An 11,531-nucleotide genomic window follows, 5' to 3' on the forward strand; every position below is an offset into this window, starting at 1 on the left:
GGATTGGGGGTGCTGTCCCAGAGTGCGGCCTGGCCCATATCCTGCCTGGCTCGCTGTGCCGATGCTCTGAGTGCGATCTGCCGACTGCACTCCGGGGCGGTGTTGTCTGGCTGCCGCCGGACAGGAGACCGTGTCCGCATAGGGGCTTTGCTTCGGCATCGTCACAGGTCTGACCGCTCTTCCCGCCCGGTTGCGCCGTTGTCCGGAACCAGGGATGGGAAAAACACGGCCATGATCGCCCTCTCGGAGACAGCCGATCGGAACGAGATCGTCATCGGTGTCGACACGCACAAGGACTGCCACGTGGCGGTCGTCCTCAGCGCGCATGGAGCGGTGCTGGACAGTCGATCGTTCCCGGTGACAGCCGCTGGTTATCAGGACTTACTGGACTGGTCCCGCAACATGGGTCGAGTGACGCGTGCGGGAGTGGAGGGCACCGGCTCCTACGGTGTGGGTCTGACCCGCGCTCTGCGAGCGGCCGGTGTGCATGTCATCGAGGTCAACCGGCCGAACCGAGCCATGCGGCGCAGGAGGGGCAAGAGCGACGTCGTCGATGCGGAGGCCGCTGCTCGTGCGGTCTTCAGCGGTGAGGCGACGGCAATGCCCAAGAGCGGCGATGGACCTTTCGAGGCGGTCCGAGTTCTGAAGATCGGCAAGGACTCTGCCGTCAAGGCGCGCATCCAGGCCGTGAACCAGCTCAAGGCCGTCCTCGTCAACGCCCCTGCGGGGGTGCGTGAACCGTTGGATGGCCTGGCCGTGCACGCGGCTCCTCGCCTGGTGCACCACGCTCGCACAGGACGGACTCGGGGCTGCCGAGTCCGCCGTCGTCCACACCCTGAGCCGACTGGCACGGCGCATCCAGTACCTCGACGCGGAGATCAAGGACGCCCTGGATCAGATGACCGTCCTGATCGCGCAGGCGGTGCCGGCTTTGCTGCAGCTTCAGGGTATCGGGCCGGACTCGGCGGCCGCCTTGCTCATCGCGGCGGGGGACAACCCCGACCGGCTAAGGGGCGAGGCGTCCTTCGCTGCCTTGTGCGGGGTCAGCCCTGTCGAGGCGTCTTCCGGAAAGACCAGCCGCCGCCGGCTCAACCGTGGCGGCAACCGGCAGGCCAACGCAGCCCTGTTCCGGGCGGTGCTATCTCGTCTGCGCTGGGACTCTGCCACCCAGGAGTACCTCAAGCGCCGGACCGCCGAAGGCTTGTCCAAACGGGAGATCATCCGCTGCCTGAAGCGCTACCTCGCCCGAACCGTCTACAAAATCCTCCGCGTCAGCCTTCCCCCGCCGGCGACCACTTGCCATCCATAGGGGCATCGCACTCGACCTGCCCCACGCCCTGGTCGAGTGAGTCTCAATGATGGTGTCAAGTCGATTGGGTGGCTGGTGGGGTGAGCGTGAAGTGCCTCTTGTCACGGAGCATGGCCCAGAGGACGTCGACTCGGCGGCGTGCCAGAGCGAGCAGTGCCTGGGTATGGATCAGTCCTTCGGCTCGTTTCTTGAGGTAGTAGTCCCGGGATGGGCCGGGGCGCATCATGGCGGTTTGGGCGGCCATGTAGAAGACGTGTCGCAGGCGGCGGTGGTAGCGCTTGGGTCGGTGGTGGTTGCCAGTTCGGCGGCCTGAGTCGCGTGGCACCGGGGCCAGTCCCGCGTGAGCGTCCCGGAGGACCGGGCAGCCACTCACTCGAAGCCACCAACGGCAGGTCACCATCAGCTACACCCAGTCCTCCCGGACCACCACCATTCTTAAGGGGTCACCATGCTCATCGTCACCCGAGAGGGTGACCGGCGGTGCAAACTCCCGCCGCACCGCCGTGCGCTGGTCGCACTGGTGTATCTGCGCCGCCACGACACCCTCGCCCGTATCGCCGCGGCTTTCGGGATATCCGTCGGCACCGCTCACGCCTACGTCACTGCGGTCACCGCTCTGCTCGCCGAGCAGGCGCCGGGCCTGCTGAAGACGCTGCGCGCACACGACCCGGACTTCGTCCTCCTGGACGGCACGCTCGCAGAGTGCGACCGCATCGGCGACGGCCGGGGCGACTACTCCCCGAAACACAAACGGCACGGGGTGAATGTGCAGGTCGTCACGGACCCGGCCGGGGTGATTCCGTGGCTGTCGCCGGCACTGCCGGGCCGGACCCACGATCTGACTGCCGCCCGCACCCACAAGATCCTCCGGATCTGCGCGCGCCAGGGCGTCCCCATCCTCGCCGACATGGCCTACATCGGCGCAGGCGACTGGGTCACCACCGCCAGGCGCCGCCCGCCCCACGGCGTAAGCCTCGTCCCGTAATACCGCGGCACTGCCGCCGGCCGTCGATAGCGTGAGCGCCATGATGCTGGGCACTGAAGAAACTCGGCCGGTCGTGGTCCGCGGCAACAGCGCTTCAGGGAAGTCGTCCGTTGCGGCCGGCTTGCGCGAGCGGTTCCTTAGATTCAACCGGTCAAGGCAACACACTCGGCTGGAGTGCGAAATCCCAGGCACTTGCGGGGACGGTGGTTGAGTTTCGCGGCGATGACATCGAGGTCGTCCTGACTGAACGCCGAGAGGTTCGTCCCTTTGGGCAGGTACTGCCGGAGCAGTTTGTTGGTGTTCTCGTTGGTGCCGCGCTGCCAGGGGCTGCGCGGGGCTGCGAAGAACACTTCGATGCCAGTGTCAACGCTGAGTCGCTTGTGGGCCGCCAGTTCCATGCCGCGATCCCAGGTCAGCGTGCCGTGTAGTCGAGGGTCCATGCGCGCGTAGCTCTCGGCCAGAGCTGGAATGACTACGTTGGTGTGGCGGCTGGTGAGTTTCACGACGGTGAGGAATCGTGTCTTTCGGTCGACCAGTGTGGCGACCTGGCTGTTGTTCGAGCCGATCACCAGATCGCCTTCCAGGTGTCCGGGCTCGCTGCGGTCCTCCGCGGCCTGGGGGCGCTCCTCGATCGGCCGGGCGCCGGTGATCTGCGAGCGCCATTGTCCCTTCACCGTGTGTCGCTTGTTCTTCCGGATCGGGCGACCGGTGCGAAGGCGTTTGCAGACCTCGCGGGGGATCACCTTCCAGCGGGCGGTGTAGACCGACCGGTAGATCGTCTCGTGGCTGATCTTCATGGCCGGGTCATTGCCGTGGTGACGACGAAGGTAGCCGACTATCTGCTCGGGTGACCACTCCTGGCAGAGCAGTGTCAGTACCGCCTGCCGCAGCGCCGGTCTGGCGGCGAGCAGGCACGGTTTCGGGCGCCGGCCCCGGTCAAGTGCCCGTTCCTGCGCAGCGATTGCCCGGTAGACGTCGCGTCCGCCGTTGTTGCCGACCTCACGGCTGATCGTCGACACCGCTCGCCCCAGCAGGCTGGCGATCGCCCGGTAGGAACGGCCGGCACAAAGCCCGCGTGAGATCTCTTCCCGCTCACCCAGGGTGAGGCTTCCGGCGCGTGCCTTGCGGGGCGCGGGGGCAATTCCTCCATGGTGCTTGAGGACGGTGAAAACCGAGCCGGGTGGCTTGCCGATCTGTCTTGAGATGACACTGATCGACTCCCCGGACCTCCACCGCCGCCACAGGTTGGCCTTCATCTCGTCCGACATCCCCGGCCGACCCATCCTCGCCACGTATACCGCCCTCAACCAGCACTGTTGCTCTGACCGGTTGAATCTAAGGTCGTACGCGCTGCTGCAAACAGCTCTACCGGACCTCGGAGACGGCCTGGCCCAGCAGGACCGGGCATACAGCCAGCTCGTCGAGTCCCTGTCCGCCTACCGCCGGCTTCTTTCCTCGCCGGAGCCTGCTCAACACGCGAGCAACAAGAGCCATGGGCCGGGCCAGGAGACGAGGCCCCACCGGGACGACGACTGGGCCGTTGCCGGGGAGCGCGGGCTGGTAGCCCTCGGAGTGGTTGCGGCCGGAGGTGTTCGCTTTCGCCGCAACGCGATCGGCGAGGACCCATACATCTCGCGGGAGAGGGCCCAGTGGCAGGACCCGGCGGTCTTCCCGCAGACCGTGCAGCGGCTGGTCGCCGACGGGCTACTGCATCAGGACATCACCGAGAACGTGTACCGGCCCGGCCAGCTCCTCTCGCTCACTGCGCAGGGGGAAGCCGACCTGCGTCACCGCGCATCCAACCGCCACGACCGCCAACCCGGCGAACCCATGCGGTCAGAGCACTAGTGTGATGCGCCAGAAATCCTGAGGGTTAGTAAGTACCCTGTTGGCATGTCGCATTCGGGGCCTTCTGCTGTAGCGATTACGTTGTCCGAGGCGGAGCGTGCCGAGTTGGTGCGCCGGACGGAAGTACCGCACCGGCGTTCGGCTGAGAAGGCCCGCATCATCCTGGCGTGTGCTGAGGGCATGTCGAATGCGGGTGTCGCACGGCTCGTCGGTGTCCAGGCCAGGACGGTGGGCAAGTGGCGTCGGGCTTTCGCCGCGGAGCGGTTGGCTGGGCTTGAGGACGCCGGCTGGATCGGCCGGCCGAAGGCCGACCTGGTCCTCGACGATGCTGAGCGCAGGCAGCTGCAGCAGTGGGCGCGGCAGGCCAAAACCGCCCAGTTCCTCGCGTTGCGGGCCAAGATCGTGCTGCGCTGCGCCCAGGGCGGGACGAATGAGCAGGCCGCGGCCGACCTCGGCATCGACAGGTCGACCGTGGACCGCTGGCGGGCCCGATTCATTGCGAAACGCCTCGATGGTCTGCAGGACGAGCCGCGCTCGGGCCGGCCGCCCTCGATCCTCCTCGACCAGGTCGAGGAGGTCGTCGTGGCAACCCTGGAGTCGGTCCCGGGCCAGGACACGCACTGGTCGCGGGCCTCGATGGCCCAGCGCACCGGCCTGTCGAAGTCGACCATCGGGCGGATCTGGAAACGGTTCGACCTCAAGCCCCACCTGCAGGACTCGTTCAAGCTGTCCACTGATCCGCAGTTCGTCGCCAAGGTCGTCGACGTTGTCGGCCTGTACCACCACCCGCCCGAGAAAGCGGTCGTGCTCTGCGTGGACGAGAAGTCCCAGATCCAGGCGCTGGACCGGTCCCAGCCGGTGCTGCCGATGATGCCGGGCATGCCCGAACGCCGCACCCACGACTATCTGCGGCACGGCATTACCAGTCTGTTCGCCGCCTTCAACATCGCCGACGGCACCGTCATATCGGCACTGCACCGCCGCCACCGGGCGATTGAGTTCAAGAAGTTCCTGATCCGGATCGACAAAGCGGTGCCCGCCGGGCTCGATGTGCACCTCGTCTGCGACAACTACGCCACCCACAACACCGCCGAGATCAGGGCGTGGCTCGGCAGACACCCCCGCTTCCGCATCCATTTCACTCCCACCGGCTCCTCCTGGATGAACCAGGTGGAGCGGTGGTTCGGCCTGCTCACCGACAAACTCATCCGCCGCGGCGTCCACTCCTCCGTGAAAGCACTGGAGGACGACATCACTGCGTGGATCAACACCTGGAACGAGAACCCGCGGCCCTTCACCTGGACCAAGACAGCCGACGAGATCCTCAACTCCCTCGCCGACTACCTCACCAAAGTGGGAACCACCGGCCGAAAAACAGAGCAGAACTAACCCTCAGGATTTCTGGCGCATCACACTAGGGACCGCCACCAGCGCCCCTTGGCCCCGCTGCCACTGTCCGCAGACGGCGTCCGCCCGCCGAGGAAGGGGCGAAACAGGAGCACTTTCCAGTACTCCTGTTCAACCCCGGACCGAAGCCCCCATCTAACTACTGATCGTTGCCGCTCCCGTTGGCGAAGGCGACGTGAATGGAACCCCGGGGGTCGGCGTCACCCGACGAAGCCCAGCTCCCTGGCGATCAGCATGCGCTGCACCTCGCTGGTGCCCTCGCCGATCTCCAGGATCTTGGAGTCCCGCCACATCCGGGCCACCGGATACTCGTTCATGAAGCCGTAGCCGCCGTGGATCTGAGTGGCCTCGCGGGCGTTGTCGACGGCGACCGTGGAGGAGTAGAGCTTCGCGATCGCCGCCTCCTTCTTGAAGGGCTCCCCGCCGATGAGGCGCGACGCCGCGTCCCGCCAGCCGACCCGCGCCATGTGCGCCCGCATCTCCATGTCGGCGATCTTGAACTGAATCGCTTGGTTCGCCCCGATCGGCTTCCCGAAGGCGTGCCGCTCCTTGGCGTACTTCACGGACTCGTCCACGCAACCCTGCGCGAGGCCCGTCGCTAGCGCGGAGATGGCGACCCGGCCCTCGTCGAGAATCCGGAGGAACTGGGCATATCCTCGACCCTCTTCACCGAGGAGGTTCGCCGCCGGGACCCGCACGTCCGAGAAGGAGAGCTCGCGCGTGTCCGAGGCGTTCCAGCCGACCTTCGAGTACGGCGCCGCGACCGTGAACCCGGGCGTCCCCGACGGCACGATGATCGAGGAGATCAGCGGACGGCCGTCCGGCTTGCGGCCGGTGACGGCGGTGACCGTGACCAGGCCCGTGATGTCCGTACCGGAGTTGGTGATGAAGCACTTGGAGCCGTTGATCACCCACTCATCGCCGTCCCGCACCGCGGTCGTGCGGGTGCCGCCCGCGTCCGAGCCGCCGTCCGGCTCGGTCAGACCGAAGGCACCGAGCAGTTCACCGGAACAGAGCCGGGGCAGCCACTCCTGCTTCTGCTCGTCCGTGCCGAAGAGGTGTATCGGCATGGCGCCCAGCGAGACACCCGCTTCCAGTGTGATCGCCACGGAGGAGTCGACCCGCGCCAGCTCTTCGAGCGCGATGCCGAGCGCGAGATAGTCACCGCCCATGCCGCCGTACTCCTCGGGGAAGGGCAGGCCGAACAGGCCCATGCGGCCCATCTCGCGGACGATCTCGTACGGGAACTCGTGGCGCTCGTAGTAGTCGCCGATCTTGGGGGCAACGACGTCGTGCGCGAACGCCTCGATCGTGCTGCGGAGTTCCTCGTGCTCGGGGGACAGATGGTGGTCCATTCTTCTCCTCATTTGCGACTTGCAAGGTTTGGTCACTACATAAGTGCTGCATGTGAGGGAGTCGGCCGGCCCGCTGCAGCAGCTCGACATCACACGCAGAGAACCGCGACCGTCGCCCAGGCTCTTTTGCTGGTGGTCTGCGCGGTCACGTCTGTCTCGCTAGCCCTGTCTTCGCTGATTGTTCTATCCCTTCGTTCTCCAGGCATGGCCAGGTTCCGTGTGGCGCTCGGAGCGCGGCTGCGGGGCCCCCGACAGCCGATCCGGGCGGCCGCCGCCGCGCGAATACGCTCTTCGCCGGCCTGTAGCGGGATGCCCAGCGGTCTCTTGACCCGCCCCCGTCACGAGCGCCCGGCTGCGTCCTCGCCGGGCCCGCGGCGCGGCAGGCGTGGACGCGGGAGAGGGGCGGTCGTTCCCTGTGCGTAGCGGGGGTGCCGCTGCGCCCGAAGCTCGCGGCGTCGGGTTACTTCACCGGGCCTCCCTTTATCGCGTCGGTTATCCGGTCGAGCGCCTGGAGGAGAACGGGCCATGAAGTTGCGAAGCCCAGCCGGACGAAGTCCTTGCTGACCGGCCCGAAGTCGGCACCCTCCATGGCCGACACTCTGGCTGCCCGCGAGATGAACTCCGCAGCGCCTGCGTTGCCCTGGCCGAGCCACTCAGGCAGTTCCAGCCACGACAGGTACGAAGCCTCTGGCTCGACGTAGCCGATGACGGGCAGCTCGGTGCGGGCGAAGAGGCTGACGACGTCGCGGTTTCCGGCTAGATAGTCGATCACCGAATCCAGCCACTCTGCGCCGTCGAGATACGCGGCCATCGCCGCGACAGCCCCCAGGGTGGAGGTTGAGTTCGACGTCGAGCGCAGCATCTCGGAGCCATCCCATGCTGCCACGGCGTTCCGGTGCGGCAGGATCACTTCTGCACACTTGATGCCGGAGATGTTCCATGCCTTGGACGCCGAGGTGATCGTGAAAGTGATGCTCGACGCTGATTCACCAGGCAGCGAGGCGAAGGGGAGGTGCGTGGCGGAGGGGTAGGCCAACGGGGCATGGACCTCGTCACTGATCACCATGCCGCCGTGCCTGCGCACCAGCTCCGCCAGCTGTACTAGCTCACCCTCCTTCAGAACGGACCCTGTCGGATTGTGCGGGTTGCACAGGACGACGAGACACGGGCCCTCGGTCTTCAGATGGCCCTCTACACGCTCCAGGTCGAGTGTGAAGGCGGAGGGTTCCCGGAGCAGCTCCACGCCAATGCTCCGGCGGCCCAGGGCATCGGCGATTTTGAAGAACTTCGGATACGCCGGCGTCATGACCATTACCGGCCACTCGGGGTTGATGTACTCCGTCATGATCCGGAACAACGCGGTGACGACGTCTGGCACCAGCCGGACCATTTCGGGGTCCACCGACCACCCGTAGCGGGACTTCTGCCACTGGGCGCTCGCGACACGTGTAGCCAGTGACCGGGCCGGCGACAGATGACCGTGCACACCGGACCGCAGCGCGTCGTGGACAGCGTCGACGACGACAGGCGCGGTGCCGAAGTCCATCTCGGCGACCTCGAGGCCAATGTTCGCGGGGCCCTGTTCAGTCCACTTGAGTTCCGCAGGCTTGAACGAATCCGCGTCGAACTCGACCGGCATGAGCTCAGGCTCCCTCGGTCCGGGCACGGCCAGCGATACATGCGCTCAGCCGGCCCTTGAGGTCACGGACCTCAGCGGCGTCGCGCCCGAGGACCACGGACTCAGTGCCGCCTCCCAGGTCGGAATTGCCCGCCATCGGCACGACGCCCGTCCGGGTGTCCGGGTCGAACGCCAGGCGCGACTCGTCGATCAGCGAAACCAGCTGTTCGAAGGGGACAGGATCCGTGCCGAGGGCCGAGGGCCGAGGAGACCAGGCCGTGGTCGGCGTAGCCGTGGCCGAGCAGTCTGTCTCCAACCTCGTGGTAGACGAGGCTTCCGCCCCAGCGGGCGTTGATCTCGTGGAAGTAGATGTGACCGGCCACGGTGACCAGGCCGTCAATGTTGACGTGTCCCCGATAGCCGATTTGCCGGACCAGGTCGGGGAAGGTCCGGGCGTGGCCCACCACTTCGGTGTGGGCGCCCGGTTGCCGAGGTGCAGCTGCAGGTCGAGGCCGACCCACCGCGGGCTCTCGGACGCGGATTCATTCGCCTCCGTGCCACTACTCTCGGGCGAGTAGCGGATCATCCCGCCGTTGAGGAACGTGACGTCCTCGTCGGATATGAAGAACTCCAGGTAGAAGCGCTTACGTGCTTCCTGGTAGCTCTCGACCACAAGCAGGGAGTTGGATTCGTCGGAGAGTTCGTCCCACAGCTCGAGGGCGAGGGCTGCGACGTCTACGGAGCCGATGAACCGGGAGTACCGGGTTCCCGGCAGCGAGGCGCCCTGGAGGGTGGTAAGACCGACGTTGCCGTGGCCACCGCCACTGCGGTCCTGCAACGGCCTCATGCTCGCGGCATATCCGCCGAGGGCTTCCATGTCGTTGTGCAACACGGTCATAACCTGCGTCTCGTCAGCACAGGCCGCCTTCAGCGCCAGCATGCAGAAGTGCGCCCTCTCGTCGAAGACGACAACGGGAGGATTCTCCCCTGTCAGCAGACCCGAAGCCAGAACGGGCAAGGTCGCCCAGGCCGCCGCCGCACACGAGTTGATGGTCCCGGTATCCGCATCCAACAGGTCGCTCAGCTCGGCTTCGGCCTCCTCAAGGAGCGGCATGGTCATCCTCACGCGCGACAGCGAGATGTTGAGGACCCCGGTGCGCTGAACGGCAGCAGCGGCCGCCGCAATGATTTTGGGGTGTTCGTCAAGTCCCAGATATGAGTAGGACGACATGTTGACGATGCTTCTGTCGTCGGGCGTGCGCAGCAGCCCTCCGCTGCTCGGCTCCAGCACGCATCCGTGGACGCCTTCCTCCAGGGCGTAGTCCCAGGTGTGATTGCTGAGCGCCTGCATCTTCTTCGCATTTCCGTACTGGTGAAACGTCTACATCCTGCCCCCGCGCCTTTCGTTGGTAGCTGCATCGATCGTAGTAGCGACCGCATGGTGCACCGCGCCGAAGCCTGCGGCAATGACGCCTTCAGGTCGGCCTTCCAGGACCAAGGGCGACAAAAGCCTCAAACGCCGTGCTCATGCGTGGCGTTTGACGCAAAATCGACCAAGAGCCCGACGTGTTGGCCCCCCTGTTGCACCGCCAGCACCAGCACCTGGCCCCGGACGTGACCCGGACGCCACCTCCAACAGCAATGCGCCCGCCCACCGGTTGCAGCTAGCCTATCGGGACTCCCCTCAACAGTCCCCCTCGCACCTGGAGGCAAAGCCGTGACAAAGCCGCCATTCACACATCTGCACGTCCACACCCAGTACTCGATGCTGGACGGCGCCGCGCGGCTGAACGACATGTTCAAGGTCAGCAACGAGATGGGCATGACGCACATCGCGATGACCGACCACGGCAACCTCCACGGGGCGTACGACTTCTTCCACTCGGCCAAGAAGGCGGGCGTCACGCCGATCATCGGGATGGAGGCGTATGTGGCGCCGGAGTCCCGCCGCAACAAGCGGAAGATCAAGTGGGGCCAGCCGCACCAGAAGCGGGACGACGTGTCCGGTGGTGGCTCCTACACCCACCTGACCATGTGGGCGACGAACAAGACCGGCCTGCACAACCTGTTCAAGCTCTCCTCGGACGCGTACGCGGAGGGCTGGCTGCAGAAATGGCCGCGGATGGACAAGGAGGTCCTCGCCCAGTGGTCGGAGGGCATCGTGGCCTCCACCGGGTGCCCCTCCGGAGAGGTCCAGACCCGGCTGCGCCTGGGGCAGTTCGACGAGGCGCTCCAGGCAGCCGCTGACTACCAGGACATCTTCGGCAAGGACCGCTTCTTTCTGGAGCTGATGGAGCACGACCTCGACCTCGAACACCGAGTCCGCGACGACCTGCTCCGGGTCGGCAAGAAACTCGGCCTCCCGCCGCTGGTGACGAACGACTCGCACTACACCTACGCGCACGAGGCGACCGCGCACGACGCGCTGCTGTGCATCCAGACCGGCAAGAACCTCTCGGACCCCGACCGCTTCAGACTGGCGGGAGGGGGCTATTATCTGAAGTCGACCGACGAGATGTACGCCCTGGTCAACTCAGACGTCTGGCGTGAAGGCTGCGACAACACCCGGCTGGTGGCCGAGATGGTCGACACCACCGGCATGTTCGAGAAGCGCGACCTCATGCCGAAGTTCGACATCCCTGAGGGCCACACCGAGGTCAGCTGGTTCCGCGAGGAGACCATGCGCGGCATGCACCGCCGCTACCCGGACGGCATCCCGGAGGACCGCCTCAAGCAGGCCGAGTACGAGATGGACACCATCATCTCGATGGGCTTCCCCGGGTACTTCCTCGTGGTCGCCGACTTCATCATGTGGGCGAAGAAGCAGGGCATCGCGGTCGGCCCCGGCCGTGGCTCCGCGGCCGGCTCGATCGTCGCGTACGCCATGGGCATCACCGACCTCGACCCCCTCACCCACGGCCTGATCTTCGAGCGGTTCCTCAACCCCGAGCGCGTCTCCATGCCCGACGTCGACATCGACTTCGACGAGCGCAGGCGCGTCGAGGTGAT

The 11,531-nt window shown here is 66.3% G+C and carries 8 protein-coding genes and 4 pseudogenes; 7 read left to right on the top strand and 5 right to left on the bottom strand.

Annotated features, from left to right (window positions below; genetic code table 11):
* Nucleotides 1–231: 231 nt before the first annotated feature.
* Both ACFYXC_RS40090 and ACFYXC_RS40095 read left to right on the top strand, forming a co-directional pair.
* Nucleotides 232–654: pseudogene (locus ACFYXC_RS40090) on the top strand (transposase); the annotation flags it as partial.
* Nucleotides 655–733: 79 nt separating this feature from the next.
* Nucleotides 734–1,309, top strand: coding sequence for a transposase (locus ACFYXC_RS40095; protein ID WP_389557871.1), 576 nt, complete (start codon nucleotides 734–736; stop codon nucleotides 1,307–1,309).
* Between the two features lie 55 nt (nucleotides 1,310–1,364).
* Here the strand turns inward: ACFYXC_RS40095 and ACFYXC_RS40100 are convergent.
* A pseudogene (locus ACFYXC_RS40100) lies at nucleotides 1,365–1,649 on the bottom strand (transposase); the annotation flags it as partial.
* 108 nt (nucleotides 1,650–1,757) lie between these two features.
* On the opposite strand from ACFYXC_RS40100, the pseudogene ACFYXC_RS40105 reads away from it, so the two are divergent.
* Nucleotides 1,758–2,276, top strand: a pseudogene (locus ACFYXC_RS40105) (transposase family protein); the annotation flags it as partial.
* A 61-nt stretch (nucleotides 2,277–2,337) separates the two neighbouring features.
* Nucleotides 2,338–2,436: pseudogene (locus tag ACFYXC_RS40110) on the top strand (kinase); the annotation flags it as partial.
* Nucleotide 2,437: 1 nt separating this feature from the next.
* Here ACFYXC_RS40110 and ACFYXC_RS40115 read toward each other — a convergent pair.
* Nucleotides 2,438–3,562, bottom strand: a complete 1,125-nt coding sequence (locus tag ACFYXC_RS40115; RefSeq protein ID WP_389557873.1) for an IS30 family transposase — start codon at nucleotides 3,560–3,562, stop codon at nucleotides 2,438–2,440.
* Between the two features lie 61 nt (nucleotides 3,563–3,623).
* On the opposite strand from ACFYXC_RS40115, the gene ACFYXC_RS40120 reads away from it, so the two are divergent.
* Both ACFYXC_RS40120 and ACFYXC_RS40125 read left to right on the top strand, forming a co-directional pair.
* Nucleotides 3,624–4,142, top strand: a complete 519-nt coding sequence (locus tag ACFYXC_RS40120) for a hypothetical protein (RefSeq protein ID WP_389557874.1) — start codon at nucleotides 3,624–3,626, stop codon at nucleotides 4,140–4,142.
* 45 nt (nucleotides 4,143–4,187) lie between these two features.
* Nucleotides 4,188–5,531, top strand: a complete 1,344-nt coding sequence (locus ACFYXC_RS40125; protein WP_389557876.1) for an IS630 family transposase — start codon at nucleotides 4,188–4,190, stop codon at nucleotides 5,529–5,531.
* A 218-nt stretch (nucleotides 5,532–5,749) separates the two neighbouring features.
* On the opposite strand, the gene ACFYXC_RS40130 is transcribed toward ACFYXC_RS40125, so the two are convergent.
* The 3 genes from ACFYXC_RS40130 to ACFYXC_RS40140 all read right to left on the bottom strand — a co-directional run bounded on the left by ACFYXC_RS40130 (nucleotide 5,750) and on the right by ACFYXC_RS40140 (nucleotide 9,873).
* Nucleotides 5,750–6,904 (bottom strand): acyl-CoA dehydrogenase family protein, encoded by a 1,155-nt coding sequence (locus ACFYXC_RS40130; RefSeq protein WP_249954427.1) that lies wholly within the window; start codon nucleotides 6,902–6,904, stop codon nucleotides 5,750–5,752.
* A 460-nt stretch (nucleotides 6,905–7,364) separates the two neighbouring features.
* Nucleotides 7,365–8,543 carry a MalY/PatB family protein gene (locus ACFYXC_RS40135; protein ID WP_389557878.1) on the bottom strand — a complete coding sequence of 393 codons (1,179 nt, stop codon included), beginning with the start codon at nucleotides 8,541–8,543 and terminating at the stop codon, nucleotides 7,365–7,367.
* A gap of 4 nt (nucleotides 8,544–8,547) precedes the next feature.
* Entirely contained in the window at nucleotides 8,548–9,873 is a 1,326-nt protein-coding gene (locus tag ACFYXC_RS40140; protein WP_389557880.1) for a peptide ligase PGM1-related protein, read from the bottom strand.
* Between the two features lie 366 nt (nucleotides 9,874–10,239).
* Here ACFYXC_RS40140 and dnaE point away from each other — a divergent pair.
* On the top strand, nucleotides 10,240–11,531 hold a 1,292-nt coding region (gene dnaE / locus ACFYXC_RS40145), incomplete at its 3' end, for a DNA polymerase III subunit alpha (RefSeq protein WP_389557882.1).

Origin of the sequence: Streptomyces sp. NPDC002701 (genome assembly GCF_042889045.1) — a bacterium.
GTDB lineage: Bacteria > Actinomycetota > Actinomycetes > Streptomycetales > Streptomycetaceae > Streptomyces.